14 protein-coding genes, 1 other RNA gene and 1 riboswitch are annotated in these 19,455 nt (G+C 37.6%); of the genes, 7 read left to right on the top strand and 8 right to left on the bottom strand.

Annotated elements, in window-relative coordinates:
• Positions 1 to 31: 31 nt before the first annotated feature.
• The gene (locus VL047_RS03100; RefSeq protein ID WP_325358407.1) at positions 32 to 1,312 is read left to right on the top strand and encodes a DUF6600 domain-containing protein; all 1,281 of its coding nucleotides are present in this window, start codon (positions 32 to 34) and stop codon (positions 1,310 to 1,312) included.
• A 74-nt stretch (positions 1,313 to 1,386) separates the two neighbouring features.
• Here VL047_RS03100 and VL047_RS03095 read toward each other — a convergent pair whose 3' ends face one another.
• Together VL047_RS03095 and VL047_RS03090 are read right to left on the bottom strand one after the other, a co-directional pair.
• Positions 1,387 to 2,490: a YncE family protein gene (locus VL047_RS03095; RefSeq protein ID WP_325358405.1), complete on the bottom strand. Its 1,104-nt coding sequence runs from the start codon at positions 2,488 to 2,490 to the stop codon at positions 1,387 to 1,389.
• 18 nt (positions 2,491 to 2,508) lie between these two features.
• Positions 2,509 to 4,500 (bottom strand): TonB-dependent receptor, encoded by a 1,992-nt coding sequence (locus tag VL047_RS03090; RefSeq protein ID WP_325358403.1) that lies wholly within the window; start codon positions 4,498 to 4,500, stop codon positions 2,509 to 2,511.
• A gap of 89 nt (positions 4,501 to 4,589) precedes the next feature.
• Positions 4,590 to 4,791, bottom strand: a riboswitch (cobalamin riboswitch).
• 133 nt (positions 4,792 to 4,924) lie between these two features.
• On the opposite strand from VL047_RS03090, the gene clpB reads away from it, so the two are divergent.
• The 4 genes from clpB to VL047_RS03070 all read left to right on the top strand — a co-directional run bounded on the left by clpB (position 4,925) and on the right by VL047_RS03070 (position 13,268).
• The gene (gene clpB, locus VL047_RS03085; protein ID WP_325358402.1) at positions 4,925 to 7,516 is read left to right on the top strand and encodes an ATP-dependent chaperone ClpB; all 2,592 of its coding nucleotides are present in this window, start codon (positions 4,925 to 4,927) and stop codon (positions 7,514 to 7,516) included.
• A gap of 64 nt (positions 7,517 to 7,580) precedes the next feature.
• Positions 7,581 to 10,055: a hybrid sensor histidine kinase/response regulator gene (locus VL047_RS03080; RefSeq protein ID WP_325358400.1), complete on the top strand. Its 2,475-nt coding sequence runs from the start codon at positions 7,581 to 7,583 to the stop codon at positions 10,053 to 10,055.
• A gap of 84 nt (positions 10,056 to 10,139) precedes the next feature.
• On the top strand, positions 10,140 to 12,263 hold the full coding sequence (rnr, locus tag VL047_RS03075) for a ribonuclease R (RefSeq protein ID WP_325358398.1): 2,124 nt from the start codon (positions 10,140 to 10,142) through the stop codon (positions 12,261 to 12,263).
• A gap of 12 nt (positions 12,264 to 12,275) precedes the next feature.
• Positions 12,276 to 13,268 (top strand): polyprenyl synthetase family protein, encoded by a 993-nt coding sequence (locus VL047_RS03070; RefSeq protein WP_325358396.1) that lies wholly within the window; start codon positions 12,276 to 12,278, stop codon positions 13,266 to 13,268.
• A gap of 66 nt (positions 13,269 to 13,334) precedes the next feature.
• Here the strand turns inward: VL047_RS03070 and rpmA are convergent, their stop codons facing one another.
• From rpmA to VL047_RS03055, 3 genes are all read right to left on the bottom strand, one after another.
• Positions 13,335 to 13,697: a 50S ribosomal protein L27 gene (rpmA, locus tag VL047_RS03065; protein WP_325358394.1), complete on the bottom strand. Its 363-nt coding sequence runs from the start codon at positions 13,695 to 13,697 to the stop codon at positions 13,335 to 13,337.
• Between the two features lie 42 nt (positions 13,698 to 13,739).
• Positions 13,740 to 14,051, bottom strand: coding sequence for a 50S ribosomal protein L21 (gene rplU, locus VL047_RS03060; RefSeq protein WP_325358392.1), 312 nt, complete (start codon positions 14,049 to 14,051; stop codon positions 13,740 to 13,742).
• A gap of 93 nt (positions 14,052 to 14,144) precedes the next feature.
• The gene (locus tag VL047_RS03055; RefSeq protein WP_325358390.1) at positions 14,145 to 14,642 is read right to left on the bottom strand and encodes a hypothetical protein; all 498 of its coding nucleotides are present in this window, start codon (positions 14,640 to 14,642) and stop codon (positions 14,145 to 14,147) included.
• Positions 14,643 to 14,762: 120 nt separating this feature from the next.
• Here VL047_RS03055 and rnpB point away from each other — a divergent pair.
• Together rnpB and VL047_RS03045 are read left to right on the top strand one after the other, a co-directional pair.
• Positions 14,763 to 15,138: RNase P RNA component class A (rnpB, locus tag VL047_RS03050), an RNA gene on the top strand.
• Positions 15,139 to 15,222: 84 nt separating this feature from the next.
• Entirely contained in the window at positions 15,223 to 16,647 is a 1,425-nt protein-coding gene (locus tag VL047_RS03045) for a sigma-54 dependent transcriptional regulator (RefSeq protein ID WP_325358388.1), read from the top strand.
• Here the strand turns inward: VL047_RS03045 and VL047_RS03040 are convergent.
• The 3 genes from VL047_RS03040 to gap all read right to left on the bottom strand — a co-directional run bounded on the left by VL047_RS03040 (position 16,644) and on the right by gap (position 19,455).
• Positions 16,644 to 17,207, bottom strand: a complete 564-nt coding sequence (locus tag VL047_RS03040) for a YqgE/AlgH family protein (RefSeq protein WP_325358386.1) — start codon at positions 17,205 to 17,207, stop codon at positions 16,644 to 16,646. The genes VL047_RS03045 and VL047_RS03040 overlap by 4 nt on opposite strands.
• Positions 17,208 to 17,272: 65 nt before the next feature.
• Positions 17,273 to 18,358, bottom strand: a complete 1,086-nt coding sequence (locus tag VL047_RS03035; protein WP_325358384.1) for a dipeptide epimerase — start codon at positions 18,356 to 18,358, stop codon at positions 17,273 to 17,275.
• A gap of 101 nt (positions 18,359 to 18,459) precedes the next feature.
• Positions 18,460 to 19,455, bottom strand: coding sequence for a type I glyceraldehyde-3-phosphate dehydrogenase (gene gap / locus VL047_RS03030; RefSeq protein WP_325358382.1), 996 nt, complete (start codon positions 19,453 to 19,455; stop codon positions 18,460 to 18,462).

Raw genomic sequence — 19,455 nt, 5'->3', positions numbered from 1 at the left:
TAGAAACAACGAAACAATAATCGATAAAGACATGAAAAACGCACATAAAATAATTCTTAGCCTTGCAGCTATCTTCCTATTTTTAGGCACCGGGCTCAAACAAGTTCAGGCACAAAATGAACAAGTGTCGTTTCAGCTATTCTATGATGAACTTTCTCCTTACGGACAATGGATAAATGATCCACAGTATGGATATATTTGGTTACCTGATGTAAGAGGAGACTTTAGACCTTATGCAACCAATGGTCATTGGATTAATACAGAGTACGGAAATACCTGGTATTCTGATTATGATTGGGGATGGGCTCCTTTTCACTATGGTAATTGGGTATTTAACAACAATTACGGTTGGGCCTGGGTTCCGGGATATGAATGGGGACCAGCATGGGTATCTTGGCGCCAGGGAGGCGGACAATATGGGTGGGCTCCTCTCGGTCCCGGAGTTAGCTTTGGTGTGAGCATCAATATACCGCTAAGTCATTGGGTATTTGTTCCTCAACGTTACTTCTTTAGTCCGCGTATTTATAGTTATTATACACCTTATAGCAGGTACAATAATTTCTATAATCGCACCACAATTATAAACAATGTTTATGTTTATAATAACCGTAACTATTATGGTGGACCTGGACGAAGTGAGTTGGAACGCGCAACCCGTAAACCAGTAAGAGTTTATAATGTAAATAATAGCAGCCGTCCGGGCAGAGCTACGATTGATTCAAGATCGGTTTCAATTTACCGTCCGCAGATCAACCAATCAACTCGTACAACAAGCAGACCATCACGTGTTGCCAGCATCAACGATGTTAATAGAAGTGAACGTCCAACAGCAGTATCGCCAAGGAACTCTGAAAGACCGGGTAATACAGTGAACACAGGAAGAGCAGCAACAACGCGACCAGAACAAAGTCGCTCAACTACTACTCGTCCGACAACACAACGTCCTACTGCAACTAATCCTGTACGTACGACAGCTCCTGCACAGGGTCAGAGCAGCGATGCACAAGGAAGGTCAACTGCTCCTAGTAGGCGAGTAACAACACCGAATTCTTCTGCAACGCAAAGCCGCTCGGCAACACAGAGTCGTACTACAACACAGAGTCGTACTACAACGCAGAGAAGCACCCCTGCTCGTCAAACAGCACCGGCAACTCGTCAAACAAAAGCTCGACCAAGCACAGCTCGTTCTTCAGCAGATCGTTCATCAGCAACAAGAACTGTTCGCAGTGCCAGTCCTTCGAAGGGTTCATCTTCTGCAGCTTCTGGAAGAAGCACACAAAGTAGAGCTCGCAGTGAACGAAGTAGCAGATAAAAATATTCTAATAAACAAGAAGGGGGATGCTATTGGCATCCCCCTTCTTGTTTATTAGAATGGCTGGTTTTCATTTATCTCTTAAATACGAATACTGAAGGAAAAGCGCCCGTTGTATAAGTCAAATCGATCTTATCCAATGCTTTATTGTAGCGGCGAACTTTACCTAACTGCCCGTAGTTAGCATCAGAAAGCCATATATCTCCGTTATCAGAATCAACCGCTAAACCATAAAGGTGATCCAATTCAACCCCTTTAAAAATATCCGATTCTGTTAAAGTTTCAGTTCCCAAATCCATCTCCAAGAAAGTATCCTCTCCTGCTTTATAATTATTACTTACTAAATAAGCCTTATTTTTAGTAAATGCCATTAAATGAGCGCCAAATTCATATTCCTTGTCTACTTTATTTGTTTTGGTATCAATTCTATATAAACGAGAAGGTTTTAAAATACTCCAATCAACAGTATTATAGATGTCTGTTGAGCTTACATATAATTTACCTTTATTATCAGCAAAAATAATATCAATATTATCAGCAACCGTAATCTTGCTTTCTTCTTTCAGTAGAACCGGATCAATTACAGAAACTGTATTATCGTATTCGCCTCCGGTTATAGCATCTGCCCATCCGGCATTTGCTACATATAATCTATTTCCCGATGCTACAATCTGTTCTGGAGTACGACCTACTTTAATCTGAGCAGTTATTGTTTTACTTAAAGTATCCAATACAAACACGTGATCTGTATAAGAAGTAATAAATGCCTTTCCGCTATGAAAAGCAATATAACGAGGCTGATCAATATTAATAGTTTTAACAATTTTAGCTGTAGAAGCATTTAATATTTCAATTTTATTAGACTCGTTAACAACTACATATAGCAAGCTTCCATATATATCCATATCACTAGCTATATCACCTAAAGCTTTTGGGTTAGAAGGATCTGAAGAGTTTGCTGTTCCATAAATATCAGGTGTAAGATTACCTGTTAAGAAATCAATGTAAGAAAGGCTAGCATTATTTGCCTGAAAGTCTCCTTCATTCAAAACATAGACTCCACTTACCGGGTCGGGCTGCTCCTCAGGAGTTAACGAGTTATCTTTTGAACAAGATGCAAGAATTACAGAAAGCAATACAAAGCTTGCTAACAAAGGGTTTTTAAAGTGAATTTTCATGATATATATATATAGTTGTTAATAAGAAATTTGAAAAGAGATACGATAGTTCCTTCCCGGCATCGGGTAGTTTCTAATGACTGTATAGTTGATGTCGGCAATGTTATTTACTTCGGCTAAAACTTTATAATTTAGTTTAGCAAACTTGTTATGATAAGAGACAGATAGATTCTGAATAAGCCAGTCATCCATTTTATTGGTCAGTATATTAGGTCTCAGACTATAGCGCTCTCCTGTATAAAGCAGATTATAATTCAAGCCAAACGCTTTATAAACAGCTGCGATAAACCCTGATCCACTATTCTTTGGAGCATAAGGTATATGCTGATTAAAATTCGCACCACCTTCTGTCTTATCTATAGCCTTTTGATAGGTATAATTAACTCCAAAGTCAAGGTTGATATTTGCAGCTAATTCCGCATTACCTGACGCTCCAAAATCAATACCATTGATTTCTACCCTGCCTAAATTAACCATTGTCCACCGAAATAAATTAGCTAAAGGAATGGCAGTTATACGATCCTTTATACGATTATGATAGGCATCTGCCTTAAAGGTGATTTGCTGTAACCGACTATCAAATGCTTTTTGCCAAGTGAATCCCAGATCGTACTGTTTTACATATTCAGGTTTTAAGCTAGTAGAACCAACGAGTGTATAATACGAGTCATTAAAAGTAGGTGCTCTAAAAATCGATTTAAAAAATGATCGAATATAAAGGTTCTGATCTTCAAATGGCTTCCACGAAGCAGATATAGAAGGACTCAGCACCTGTTTATCACCTGTACTAGTGCCTACGCGTACCTTCTCTTTTAATATGGTTGCCAAACCATTGGCTTGAATATTAAAATTATTCTTTTGCCATTCAATAGCTGCATTAACCAATAGAGTATGTCTTTCTGGATAAACGAAATCCTTTAAATCAGCATCTAATGAATTGTAGAAATAATCTGCTGAAAGAGATGACTTTAAAGTATTTGACCAAACAAATAAATTAGCGGCAGAAAGATAAACCTCTTTTTGATTGTAATTATTTTCCAAGAAACCCTGTGTATTATGGAAATCGGGATCTTGGTAACGCAAATCCTGACGGTTGTATTTCGCATTGACTAATAAGCTATAAAGGTCATTATACCTTTTCTCCCATCGGCCCTGAATAAAAAAATCTTTATCCCATTGGCGATCATTTGAATAGTATTTATTGTCTACGGCTGCTCCGGGTAACCCTCGTTTTGATGTATAATTATAAAGGTGAAGTTCCCAGTTACTACTATCTTTTAATGTACCATTAAGAGATGCTTCTAATCGCAAGGCATCTACATCTGAATTCTGTCTATTAATCAGGGTATCAACATTACCTTTGGCATAATAAAAATCATAACGGCCATTCGCTTTAACCCATTCGGTATTAAAACTCAGACTTGTATTTTTTGAGAGTTTTTGCTGCCATAAAAAGGATGGATTAAACAAGCCGAAGTCTCCTATACGTGTACCTATTTTAAAATGATAACTCTTCCCTTCTTCAAAAACAGGTATTTGCGACTCTAACAATAAAGTTGATGCAGATGAAAAGGCTTTGCCAGGGATTAATAATTTGGTTTGTTGTCCGTTAAATAAAGTAATGGATTCAATATTATCCAATGAGAATTTCCCTAAATCAACCTGTCCGTTTTGAGCATTGTTAATAGCAATACCATTATAGAAAACCGCGGTATGATTAGAGCTCAGACTTCTGACATCAATCGTTTTCATACCGCCTATCCCTCCATAATCCATAACCTGAACACCTGAAAAGAATTTTACAGCATCAGAAACAGAAATACTGTTTAAAATATCCAGATCCTTTTTAGACAAATGTTGTACAGGCATCGTAGAAGCCTCTTCCTTATAGAATAGAGGGCGGGTTATCTCAACCTTTTTCAACGTATCCCCATAATGTACAGTATCTACCTGAGCTTTAATTATAGCAGGAACACCGAAAAGAATTAAGCACAAATAAATTCTAAACACAGAAATTAATTAAATACGGGGGCGAACGCAATGAAATTAAGCATGATAATATATCAAGCAGAATCTGGCTTCAATCCCCGAAAGCCGTTAACAATTCATTCCATTAGGCAGGTTTTCTGACTTACTCCTCCCGGTCTGGCCTTCCCATTTGTTTTGGGAAACAAACAGTGGCAATAATTAGACCTTTGATTAATAGAGCTTACAGCTGCGGGACAGTTCTGGATTCTCACCAAATTCCCTTTTAATAAAGTATGATATCAATCATCTTTAACCAAATGCAATGCAAATATAGAATAAAGAAGGATACAAAACTTAAACTCAGACATTTTTTCATTTCCTCAAATTCCTATCAGCCATTATTTCAGGTAATTCCAAACTATATGCAATGGTATATGTTTTGATGTTAGCATAAGAAAAAGATATTATGAATCTCAATAACTTTACAATAAAAGCACAGGAAGCTATCCAAAAAGCTTCTGAAATAACAATTGGAAATCAACAACAAGCAATTGAACCTGCACACCTTTTGAAAGCTTTACTTATTGTTGATGAGAATGTTATTAATCATTTACTAAAAAAACTCAACATCAATGTAAACCACTTAAGTGATTTATTAGATACTCAGATCAATAGCTTCCCGAAGGTAAGTGGCAGCAATGTTTATTTATCCAATTCGAGCAATTCTATTATTCAAAAGGCTCAATCTTATTTAAAAGAATTTAAAGATGAGTTTGTGTCTGTAGAGCATTTGCTTCTCGCGATTTTAGACTCAAACGATAAAGCTTCCGGCCTATTGAAGGATCAGGGAGCTACGGAAAAGGATTTAAAAACGGCTATCACTGAGTTAAGAGGAAATAGCCGGGTAACGGATCAAAATGCAGAAGCAACCTACAATGCCTTAAATAAATACGCCCGTAATTTAAATGAGTATGCAGAATCTGGCAAGCTTGACCCGGTAATCGGCCGTGATGAAGAAATAAGACGCGTCATGCAGATACTATCCCGACGGACGAAAAACAACCCCATATTAGTAGGTGAACCAGGTGTGGGTAAAACTGCTATTGCCGAAGGTATAGCACATAGAATCATTAAGGGTGATGTGCCGGAAAATCTAAAAACAAAAACAGTTTACTCGTTGGATATGGGCGCATTGATTGCCGGAGCCAAATATAAAGGTGAATTCGAAGAACGTCTAAAGTCTGTTGTTAAAGAAGTAGCCGACAGCGATGGTGAGATCATACTTTTCATTGATGAAATCCATACTCTTATTGGTGCTGGTGGTGGCGAGGGAGCAATGGATGCGGCAAATATTTTAAAACCTGCATTAGCAAGAGGAGAACTTAGAGCAATTGGGGCTACTACCTTAAACGAATATCAAAAGTATTTCGAAAAAGACAAGGCCTTAGAACGCAGGTTTCAGATTGTTATGATCAATGAACCGGATACTCAAGATGCAATATCTATTCTTAGAGGCTTAAAAGAACGTTATGAAACCCACCATAAGGTCCGTATCATGGATAGTGCTATCATAGCAGCTGTAGAACTTTCGCAACGTTATATTACCGATCGCTTTCTACCAGATAAAGCAATCGATTTGATGGATGAAGCCGCTTCCAAGCTACGCATTGAAATGGATTCAGTTCCTGAAGCTGTTGATGAAATCGAAAGAAAGATTATGCAGTTGGAGATAGAACGAGAAGCCATTAAACGTGAAAAAGATGAGAAAGCGGTTAAAGAACTCAGTCAGGAGATATCTGACTTAGTTGGAGAGCGTGATTCCTTAAGGGCAGCCTGGCAAAGTGAAAAATCGCTTGTTGACCAGATCAATCAGGAAATGCAAAAGATTGAAGACTATAAATTAGAGGCAGAACAGGCTGAACGTGCGGGTGATTATGGTCGGGTTGCTGAAATTCGTTACGGAAGAGTAAAAGAAGCTCAAGATAATGTAACGAAATTCAAGAAAGATCTTGAAGAATATCAATCCGAAAACAGAATGCTAAAGGAGGAAGTAACTGCAGAGGATATTGCTGGAGTTGTTTCTCGTTGGACGGGTATTCCAGTTACACGAATGGTGGAAAGCGAACGTGAAAAACTTCTTAAACTGGAGGATGAATTACATAAACGTGTTGCAGGCCAATCAGAAGCCATTGATGCCATCGCTGATGCTATTCGTCGTTCTCGTGCCGGACTAAGTGATAAACGCAGGCCCATTGGTTCTTTTATATTCTTGGGAACAACAGGTGTTGGTAAAACAGAATTAGCGAAAGCTCTGGCAGAATTCCTCTTTAATGATGAGCATCTGATGGTTCGTATTGATATGAGCGAATATCAGGAACGACATGCCGTTTCAAGACTAATTGGAGCTCCTCCAGGATATGTTGGTTATGAAGAAGGCGGTCAGCTAACTGAAGCCGTTCGAAGACACCCCTATTCAGTGATTTTATTGGATGAAATAGAGAAGGCACACCCGGATGTATTTAATATCTTGCTTCAAGTATTGGATGATGGTCACTTAACTGATAATAAAGGAAGGGTTGTTAATTTTAAAAATACCATCATTATAATGACTTCTAATATCGGCTCTCACCTTATTCAGGATAACTTTACCGATTTAAATGAAATAAATCGGGAAGAGATAATAGCTAAAACAAGAAATGAAGTATTTGAACTCTTAAAGAAATCAATCCGCCCGGAATTTCTCAATAGAATTGATGAAGTAATTATGTTTACTCCATTGACACGGGATGAAATTGGGGAAATAGTTGCTCTGCAATTCAATAACTTACAAAAGCAATTAGCCGAAATGGGAATCTCAATTGAAGCAAGTCCGGAAGCATTGGACTGGCTGGCACAGTTGGGCTATGATCCTCAATTTGGGGCAAGACCGCTTAAGCGAGTTATACAAAAAAGAGTATTAAACGAATTATCAAAGGAAATATTAGCTAATAAAATAAGTAAGGATAGTAATATAAAACTGGATGTATTTGACAATAAGTTCGTTTTCCTGAATAATTAATAGCTAAGCTATTCGTTAAAGATTAATAAAGGCACATTTATTGTGCCTTTATTATTTACATAGAATGGATAATAACATAAAAAATCAATCCGGATCCAATGTATATCAAAAGGTAGTATTCGTTATCATATCTTGTGGTATTGCATTGGGCTTAGCCTATTTCATCAGTAAGATTGCTTTCGATGAGATGCTAAATAAGGTCGATATAATTTCTACACCCAACGAAAAACTACGCTTGGTAAGTCGTATTTCTCGCGATATATTACAAATAGATCAAGTACAAAGGGCACAGGTATTAAATCATAAAGACTATAGTGGCTTTGTAAATGAATCTGATTTTATACTCCAATCGCTCGACACTCTTAAAAGCCTGTATCCTAATAATAGCCTGCAGAGTAATCGCATAGATTCTATCCGGATTTTACTAAATGAACGTGACAAACTATTCAATTCCTATATTCAGGTAAGAAAAAACTTAGTTGACAATCAGGCCTTTTCAAATCAGATTAAGAACATTAGTTCTTTAATTCAGGAAGTTCCAAAAAGCGATAGCAGGATTATAACAACGGAGAAAAAGATAACTACAAAAACAATTGATCCTTCTTCTGCTGAAACAGATAACAGGGGTTTCTTCGCCAAGCTTTTTGGTGTTAAGAGTAAGTCTGAAAACGATGTACAACAAGAAGTTCCGCAAACTGTTCATGAAGAGTTGAATGTTAAAATAGATACGATAAAAAACCTTGGCACTGAAAACACAGAGGCGAAAATCGATCAGGCTATACAGGCTCTTGAAGCTCGGCAAAAGCAAAAGAGTGCAACATTTATAAACCACGAAACAGAATTAACACTGGCAGGAAATATTCTGGTGAGCGATATGTTCAATATCCTTCATGAAGTTGAGCAGGAAGCCATGCATCAAATGGAATTTGAGAATCTGGAAGCTAGAACCGTAGTAAACCAAAGCGTAAGGAGAATTAGCTTGATCTTGCTTTCTTTCTTTTTAGTTTCCATAGTATTAATATACTTCATTTTAACCGACTTAAGAAAGGGTGCGAATTATCGGCTGGCACTCGAAAACGCTAAAAATGCTGCAGAATATCATGGTGCTGCAAAACAACGTTTTCTTTCCAATATGAGTCATGAATTACGAACACCCTTGCAATCTATAATAGGTTACGCCGAGCAACTACGCTATGCTAATAAGGATGGTGAGAAAATCAATGTTATTTATCAGTCATCCCAACACCTGCTTCAGATTGTAAATGAAGTACTTGATTATAACCGCATTAATTCAGGTAAATTCAATTTCCAAAAAGAAGTACTTAACATACAGGACCTTGCGGAGGAAGTTGCAACAGCCATGCGCCCACAAGCTAAACAAAAGAATATTGAACTTCATCTTTCAACAAGGATAGCAGGTAATGGATTGGTGTTAGGAGATGCATTCCGTTTGAAGCAAATCTTATTCAATTTAGTTGGAAACGCTATAAAGTTCACCGATAAAGGAGAAGTCCTATTACAGGTTAGCTCTACCGATTACGGTACAAATACGGATATTAATTACCGCATTCAAGATACCGGTCCGGGAATTCCACCAGAAGACATTGATAAAATATTTGATGAATTTGAACAATCAACTAATTCTGACTCAGGTATTCATTTTGGAAATGGATTAGGCCTGTCCATTGTAAAAACATTGGTTAAAGCAATGAATGGACAAATAGACGTAAAAAGCGTCTTAGATAAGGGCTCTGTATTTACGGTCACCTTCAGTCTGCCAACTTCCTCACTAGATGAGATAGCCCTTCCTGCTCTACCTGCATTAAAACCAGCATCCACTTTCAAAAACACCGTGTGGTTAATAGATGATGACAGCTTTATACTAGACTTATGCCACAGCATTCTAAGCAAATATAACATTGACCACCAATGCTTTCAATCGCCAAAAGATGCAATAAACCACCCCTATGATCAAAAGCTGAGTCATATCTTTACAGATATGCGTATGCCGGAAATTAACGGCAAGGATCTCTATAAAAAACTCCGGGAAAAATACGATGGATCGGTAAAAATCATTGCTTTTACAGCTCAGGCACTACCGGAAGAACGAAAGGACATCCTTTCTCTCGGTTTTGACGGACTACTTTTAAAGCCTTTCAAAGAAGTCGACTTACTTGAGGCTTTGGGAATATTATCCAATAGAAACGACTTCATTATTGATGAAGATCAACTGCTGACAGATAGTTTAGAAGACCAAGATCTAGAATGGATTATCAAGCTCTTCACCATCGATACACAAAAAGATTTAAAGGATCTATATGATAGTTTTCACGCTGAGAACCAAGATAATATGGAATTACTGGTACATCGTATGGCCGGGCGAACGGCACAATTAGGAGGAGACTCTATCGCATTTAAACTCAGAAAGATGGAAATTGACCTCAGGAATGGAGAATCGCTGAGCTTAAATCAACTAAAAGAAATCGATAACTTATTACAACAATTCATCTTAGATATTCATAAAAAGGAAATGTCTTAAGCATTTTATTTTCATAAAACCTTTTCTAAAATAATTGTTTTATATCTTAGCAAAGAAAGCATTTCTACGTCCAATTTAACTCTAATGGCAAAAAATAATACATTTAAAAATATCCTTACCCAACTGATCACTGAAGTCTTACAAAAATCAGGAAATCAAGCATTAAACTACAAACAAGTAAGTGCAAAACTGAACCTCCCTGATCAGGATTCAAAGTTGGGAATCCAGGAAATTCTAAAAGCAGGTACCCGCTCCGGCTTATTCAAAGAAATCGCCAAAGGAAAGTACATTCTTAAAGAATTACGAACAGTACTTACCGGTAGAGTAGATATGACAGCCGATGGTTCTGCATATATAGTAACCGACGATGAATTCGAAGATGACATTTATATCGCTCCCAGAAAGCTCAGAAATGCGCTTCATGGAGATATCGTGAAAATTCATGCCTATGAAAGCAAACGCATAGGTAAGAAAGAAGGCGAAGTAATAGAAATCGTAGAGAGAGCCCGAAAAAGCTTTACAGGCGTACTTAAAGTGTCTCCTCGTTTCGCTTTCCTGATTGCTGATGATCGTAAAATGCTTCATGATATCTTTATTCCGGTTGAAGACCTCAATGGTGCTAAAGATGGTGAAAAGGTAGTAGTAACCATCACCGATTGGCCGGAAGGAAGCAAAAATCCTGTTGGAGTAGTAAAAGATGTACTTGGCGCTCAAGGTGAGAATAACACCGAAATGAATGCTATACTTGCCGACTATGGCTTTCCTCTATCCTTCCCTGCTGCTGTAGAAAAGGAATCTGAAGCATTACCTGCTCAAATTCCTAATGAAGAGATAGCGAAAAGGAGAGACTTTAGAGATAAGTTGACTTTTACAATCGACCCGTTTGATGCAAAAGATTTTGATGATGCCATTTCTTTCGTACAACTTGAAGAAGGCAAATATGAAATAGGTGTTCATATAGCAGATGTTACCCATTATGTACATCCGGATACTGCCCTCGACCACGAAGCTTACGAGAGAGGTACATCCGTATATTTAGTAGATCGTGTCATACCCATGCTGCCGGAAAGACTTTCAAATAACTTATGTTCATTGAGGCCAAATGAAGATAAACTTTGCTTTTCAGCAGTCTTTGAACTGGATGAAAAAGCAAATATCCTATCCGAGTGGTTTGGAAAAACCGTTATCCACTCGGATAAGCGATTAAGCTACGAAGACGCTCAGGAGTTGATTGAAAGCAAAGAAGGAGAACTAAGTGATGAATTAGAAATCTTAAATAAATTAGCCTATATCATGCGTGACAAACGCTTCAAGAGTGGTGCTATTAGCTTTGAAACTGCTGAAACTAAATTCCATTTAGATGAAAATGGAAAACCACTGGGAGTTTATGTCCGGGAGCGTAAAGACGCTCATAAACTTATTGAGGATTACATGCTTTTGGCGAATAAAAAGGTAGCTGAGTTTATTGGTAAAAAACATAAGGGAAAAAATAAACTCACCTTTGTATACCGCGCTCACGATGTTCCAAAAGAAGCAAGCTTACTCAATTTTGCTCAGTTTGCTGCTCGCTTTGGTTATAAAATAAATACCAATTCCAGCAGAGAAACTGCACACTCTTTAAACCATTTAATGGAAGAAGTGGAAGGAAAGAAAGAACAGAATGTTCTTACACAACTTGCTATACGCTCGATGGCAAAAGCAATTTACACAACCAAGAGTACCAGTCATTATGGTTTAGGATTCGATTACTACACCCATTTTACTTCTCCCATAAGAAGGTATCCGGATATGATGGTGCATCGGCTATTAGAACATTATCTTGATAATGGCAACTCAGTAAGTGAAGAAGCTTATGAAAAAATGTCTGTACATGCTTCACAGATGGAAAAGAGAGCTGCAGATGCAGAAAGAGCTTCAATAAAATACAAACAGGCCGAATACCTATTAGATCAGATCGGAACTGAATACATAGGAATTATTTCGGGTGTTACAGAATGGGGAATGTACGTTGAGATTGAAGAGAATAAATGTGAAGGAATGATCCGACTGCGTGACTTGACCGACGACTTCTACGCACTTGATGAAAAAAACTATGCAATCATCGGTCAGCGTAAAAAGAAGAAATATCAGCTCGGTGATGAAGTCCGCGTAAGAGTAAAGAACGTTGACCTAACAAAAAGACAAATAGATTTTACCTTAGTATCATAAAAGTTTAGCTTTGTGCTTTTGAAAGAAACTATGCAGGAGGTTAAGCTTTACCAAGATATTATTAATGAAGGTTTAAGAAATATTAAATTTCCGGAAAAGCCGGCAGATTTATACGAACCCATTCAATATCTATTAAGTATAGGAGGCAAAAGATTAAGACCGGCCCTGACTCTCCTCTCTGCAGAAATGTTTGACTGCGCGGCTCATACCGCCCTTCCTACTGCTATGGCGATTGAGGTATTTCACAATTTCAGCCTGATGCATGATGATATCATGGACAAGGCTCCATTACGTCGTGGAAAAGCGACCGTACATGAGAAATGGAATACAAATACAGCTATCCTCTCAGGAGATTTCATGCTTATCCAGTCCTATCAATTCATTTCACAGAACGACCCAGAAGTCCTGCCCTCCTTATTATCTGTATTTAATCGCACGGCGGCCGAAGTATGTATGGGACAACAATTCGATATGGATTTCGAAAAAAGCATTGACATCAACATTACAGACTATATCGGAATGATTCGATTAAAAACAGCTGTTTTAATTGGAGCTTCCTTACAATTAGGTGCTATTGTTGCAAAAACAAAGGATGCAAATGCAAAGCTTCTATATCAATGCGGAGAGAATCTTGGCATTGCTTTCCAGCTACAAGACGATCTCTTAGACGTATTTGGTGATAGTACTAAATTTGGAAAACAGGTTGGAGGAGATATTCTGGAAAATAAGAAAACGTTCTTACTCCTGAAAGCATTGGAGTTGGCAAATGAAGAAGACAGGCATGAAATCATTTCCTGGTTAAATAAAACAGACTTCAAGCCTTCAGAGAAGATAGCTTCCATCGTTAATCTATATAACAAGCTGAACATACAGAGTTATATTAAGCAAGAAATGAAAAAATATACAGATATGGCCTTCTCTGCACTTGCAGAAATCCCAATAGAAGAGAAGAGAAAAGAACCTTTACGTCGCTTAGCCGAAACTTTATTAATACGCAATCAATAGCGAAAGTCTATAACAGAAAAGCCCGATTCATATGAATCGGGCTTTTCTGTTATAGACAAAATATTATTATTCTGCAGCAGGAGCTTCTGCTTTAGCAGCAGCTTTAGTTTCTTTCTTTACAGCAGGTTTAGCTGTTTTTTTCGCAGCTGGTGCCGCTTCAACAGTTTCAGCTTGTGTAAAAGGAAGAACAGAAACATATGATTTGTTATCTGCTTTCTTTTTGAAAACAACTGTACCATCAATCATTGCAAAAATAGTATGGTCTTTACCTAAACCAACATTTTTATCTGGATGGTGCTTAGTACCACGCTGGCGAACAATAATGTTTCCTGCAATAGCGTCTTGACCTCCAAAAATCTTAATACCTAAACGTTTACTATGCGACTCACGGCCGTTCTTAGAACTACCCGCACCTTTTTTATGTGCCATTTTTTATCTTTTATTGGTATAAAATACCCGTTTTACATTCAATTATAATGAAATACCTGTAATTTCTATTTTAGAAAATTGTTGGCGGTGACCATTTTTCTTTTTATAGCCTTTACGACGTTTTTTCTTGAAAACGATTACCTTATCTCCTTTTAAATGTGACAAAATTTTAGCTGAAACCTTAGCACCTTTTAACGAAGGAGTTCCTACGCTAAATTTGCCACCATCTTCTGCTAACAATACATTGTCAAATTCAATACTAGCGCCTTCTTCTCCTTGTAAACGGTGTACAAAGATTTTTTGGTCTTTTGCAACTCTGAATTGCTGTCCGGCTATATTTACTATTGCGTACATTGTTAATTAATTAATTGATGAATAAAATGAAGCGCAAAGCTAAGAATTTATTCTTCCTCCACAAAAATATTATCGATTTTGTTTTATATGTATTTATCGGTCCTGAGCATCGTTCAATAGGCGTTGCATCTCTCCCACCAATGATTTAGCAGCATCCAGAAGCTTAGGGTTTCCATCGTAATTAACATCGACCAACATCTGCTTACTCTTCTCCTTATAATTAAATTCTACATAGAAATGAGTAGACTTCTTAGCATCCTCCGGATTAGCTGTATGGGTCATATCATCGGGAAAATTCCAGAATCCCAGCTCTGCAGCTTTGTGGTGAATATAAATAAAATCATCCTTATTTAAATGCACCGTAGTGCTCACCAAAGAATCACTTGCATTCAGATATTGGTATGTATTGGTCCTGGAGTCAAATTGATTTATTAAGTTGTTTCCCTCACCGTATTTAAACACAATCGACTCCAACTCATAAGAGCGATAAGGCGCATTTTGAATCATTTTGCTGTAGTAATAAACACAGTATATAAAGAAAGATCCAAAAATAGATAAACTTAAAAAAATGGTCTTCGCACGATTACTCATAAGGAAAAATTAATAATTCGTGCAAAAATAGCTATTTAACCACAGCTTCACAACAAATCTCTTATGAGGCTATCAATATTAAGAATTACTAAAAATCTCAATTATTTCATACCTTTGATAAAAGCAAGCCGAACTGTCGCCTTAACATTATGTTAAGGAGGAAAGTCCGGGCAACATAGAGCATCTCGCTTCCTAACAGGAAGACAGTCTTCAAAGGGCTGATGGATAGTGCCACAGAAAATATACCGCCTGAGCAATCAGGTAAGGGTGAAAACGAGAGGTAAGAGCTCCCGGTTATGTGTGGTGACACATATGGCGGTAAACCCCGAGAGTTGAAAGGTCAAATAGGTTTCAAATCGGGAGTTGCTCGCTTCCTTTGCCTTCGGCAAATTTGAAACGGGTAGACCGTTAGATCTTGCTAGCAATAGCAAGGCTAGATAAATGACAGATATGAATAAAATCTAAACAGAATCCGGCTTATAGGCTTGCTTTTTTATTTAATAAATTGTTGCATACTTTTACTTTAATAATTAACCTTGCAAATAGTTTTGTAATCAATAAACCTTAGAATTTTTTTTAAATGCCAAATAAAAGAAGTGGGACAAAAGTCTTAATCATTGATGATGAGCGTGCAATTCGTAGTACTTTACGAGAAATTCTTGAATACGAGAACTACATCGTTACCGATGTAGATAATGGTATTGACGGTTTAGAAGTTATCAAAAAAGATAATATAAGCTTGGTATTATGCGATATCAAAATGAGCCGGATGGATGGAATGGAAGTTCTATCCGAAGCTCTGAAGATAAAACCCGACCTTCCGTTTATTATGATCTCCGGTCACGGAACAGTAGAAACTGCCGTAGAAGCCAGTAAAAAGGGAGCTTACGACTTTATATCAAAACCACCGGATTTAAACCGCCTGTTAATTACTGTACGAAATGCTCTGGAACGTGGAAATCTGGTTACAGAAACCAAAGTCCTTAAACGCCGGGTTAGCAAAACAAGGGTAATATTGGGAGAATCTGAACCCATCGCCCGTATTAAAGAAACTATTGACCGGGTAGCTCCTACCGAAGCACGTGTTTTAATAACCGGTGCAAACGGAAGCGGAAAAGAATTAGTTGCCCGATGGTTGCATGAAAAATCAAACCGTTGCGATGCACCTCTTATTGAAGTTAACTGTGCCGCTATTCCTTCAGAATTGATTGAAAGTGAATTATTCGGTCACGAAAAAGGATCCTTTACCTCGGCGGTCAAACAAAGGATCGGGAAATTCGAACAAGCCCATAACGGAACCCTATTCCTGGATGAAATTGGTGATATGAGCCTTTCTGCACAGGCCAAAGTTTTACGTGCACTTCAGGAAAATAAAATCACACGTGTAGGAGGAGAAAAAGAACTTGAAATCAATGTTCGGGTAATTGCTGCTACAAATAAAGATTTACTTCTTGAAATTGAGAATGGTAATTTCAGAATGGACTTATACCATCGCTTAAGTGTAATCTTAATACATGTACCACCACTTGTTGAACGCAGTGAAGACATCCCCATTATTGCAAAAGAATTCTGTTCAGAAATCTGCTCAGATTACGGAATGCCCGAAAAGAAGTTAGCACCAGATGCTATAGAGGCTTTAAAGAATTTGCCGTGGACTGGTAATATTCGTGAACTAAGAAATATGATTGAACGCCTGATTATATTAAGCGATAAGGTTATCACTAAAAATGATGTTGTTATTTACGCAAACCCATCATCAGCGCATCATAACAATAACACCAATATAAATCACCACAATGGCAATTCTCTAAATGGGGAGGCTGGAATTGACTACGATCAATACGAATCATTTCAGGACTATAAAGATCAGAGCGAGAAAAACTATATAAAATACAAATTAGAAAAGAACGCCTGGAACGTATCTAAAACTGCTGATGATATCGAGATTCAACGCAGCCACCTCTACAGCAAAATAGAAAAATACGGATTAAAGCGCGATAGCTAATTCCACATAGGATTCTTTGGAAACTGAGCAATATGGGCATATTTAGGCCCTAAATTAACAACTGCTTCTTTCCAAAGATTTTCTTCATCATCCACAAAAATGATGTCGCTGTTGAAATTATTGCTTACTATCCAGGTATTCTCTTGAAGTTCACGGGCTAATTGACCTTCAGTCCAACCCGAATAGCCTAAAAAGAATTTGATCTCATCCTCTTTAATAGCATTGTTGGCTATCAATACTTTCAAAACTTCAAAATTACCACCCCAATAAATATTATCGCCCAAGTCTATTCCACTATTTAACCTGTCATAACATTTATGTACAAATTGAATAGAGTCATGTCCAACCGGCCCACCAATAAAAACACGGAAGTTTGCATTAGGGATGTCTTTCATTACATCGCTTAATATTAATGTTGATGGCTGGTTAAGCACCCACCCTATCGTCCCTGATTTATTATGTTCACCGAGCAAAACAACAGAACGATTAAAGTTAGGATCAAGCATAAAAGGCTCTGAAACTAATAAGCTTCTAATTTGAGGTTCAGTTTTGTTAATCATGGTAAGGCTATTTATTAATTGAAGGTATCATTATGATCTTATAAAAACAATACAAGTAAAGAAATTTACATTAGCCGGATACCAATTCCCGGTCTTTCAGGGAGCATTATTTTTCCATCCTCAATCCACATCCCTTTAAATAAATCATTGGAGATCAATAAATGGCCGTCTAAATCCGCCCAATCTACCACCGGAGCAAGTTGTGCGGCAGCACTAATCGCACAAGATGTTTCTGTCATACATCCCAACATCACCTTTAAATCCAATTCCCTGGCAAGCTCCACCATTCTTTTAGCCTCTCGCATACCCGTACATTTCATCAACTTGATGTTTATCCCCGAATAAACACCCTTTGCTAAATGAACATCGCCTAATCGCTGTATAGCTTCATCAGCAATGGTAGGAATGGGGCTCCTTTCCGTAAGCCAGGCATTATCATCTATCTGCTCTTTAGGCATAGGCTGCTCTATAAAAACAACGCCATGTTCAGCCAGCCAATGAGTCATTTCCAAGGCTTGTTCTTTATTTTTCCAACCTTGGTTCACATCCACACAAATGGGTGTATCACTAAGCTCCCTGATCGTATTAATCATCATCTTATCACTATCCAGACCCAGCTTTACCTTCAATAACTTATAAGGTTCTGCTTCTGCTACCTTCTTTTTTACAATCTCAGGCTTATCAATTCCAATAGTAAAAGAAGTATGAGAGGTATTTTCAGGATTGTAACCCCATATCTTATGCCAGGGTTGCACCATGATTTGACCTAACAGATCGTGCAAGGCAATGTCCAGGGATGCTTTTGCAGCTGTATTTCCAACTTTTATACGATCAACATAGGACAGAATATCTTCTGTTAGGAACGGACTGCCAAAACTAGAAAGGTCTACCTGTTCCAAAAAGTTTAAAACACTCGCATGACTCTCTCCCAAATATGGGGGCATAGAAGCTTCACCGAAACCAATATAGCCATCAAAAGCCAAAGCCACCAATACTACCGGCGTTGTTGATCTGGAATTACTGGCTACCGTAAACACATGCTTTAATTCAAGAGAATAGGGCTTATAATACAAGGTGAATTTACCCATAACACGGGCATACCCATCTTTAAACGGACTATTTGAATCTGCACTATTCAAGAGATTATCCATCTTATCTATCAAGTTATAAACGAAACAATATTACATAAAAAAACACCGAAATTTTCGGTGTTCTCTTTTATACTATTTAATAATTAAAGAAAAATCGCTAATTATTTTAATTTACCTACTTCTTGAACAAGTTCAATTAATTTATTTGAATAACCCCATTCGTTATCGTACCAAGCAACAACCTTTACGAAAGTATCAGTTAAAGCAATACCTGCTTTTGCATCAAATATAGAAGTACGTGGATCTCCTTTAAAATCTTCAGATACTACGTCTTCATCTGTATAGCCAACAATACCTTTCAATTCTCCTTCTGAAGCATCTTTAAACGCTTGTTTAATTTGCTCGTAAGTAGTTGGAGTTTTCAATTTAACAGTTAAATCTACAACAGAAACGTCAGCAACAGGAACACGGAAAGACATACCGGTTAATTTTCCTTGAATTTCAGGGATTACTAAACCTACTGCTTTTGCAGCACCTGTAGACGATGGAATGATGTTTTGGTAAGCTCCTCTACCACCTCTCCAATCCTTTTGTGAAGGACCGTCAACAGTTTTTTGAGTAGCAGTAACTGCGTGAACAGTAGTCATCAAACCTTCTACGATACCGAAGTTATCGTTTAATACTTTCACCATTGGTGCAAGACAGTTTGTAGTACAAGATGCGTTTGAAACAATAGTTTGGTCAGCTCTTAATTCTTTATTATTAACACCCATTACGAAAGTAGGGGTATCATCTTTGGCAGGAGCAGAAAGAACTACTTTTTTAGCACCGGCATCAATGTGTTTTTGAGCTGTTTCTTTTGTTAAGAAAAGTCCGGTACATTCTAAAATAACTTCAGCGCCAACTTCATTCCATTTAAGGTTACCTGGATCTCTTTCTGCAGTTACACGAATAGTTTTACCATTTACTACTAAATGACCATCTTTTTCTTCAACTGTTCCTTTAAAACGACCATGTGTTGAATCATATTTCAACATATAAGCCATATAGTCTGGAGATACTAAGTCGTTGATACCAACAACCTCAACACCGCGTTCTATTGCCGCTCTAAAAGCTAATCGTCCGATTCTTCCAAATCCGTTAATTCCAATTTTCAT

Source organism: Albibacterium sp. (assembly GCF_035514885.1).
In the GTDB taxonomy this organism is placed as follows: domain Bacteria; phylum Bacteroidota; class Bacteroidia; order Sphingobacteriales; family Sphingobacteriaceae; genus Albibacterium.
The sequence above is the reverse complement of the archived record's forward strand: the minus strand, read 5'-3'. Positions and strand labels throughout refer to the sequence as shown.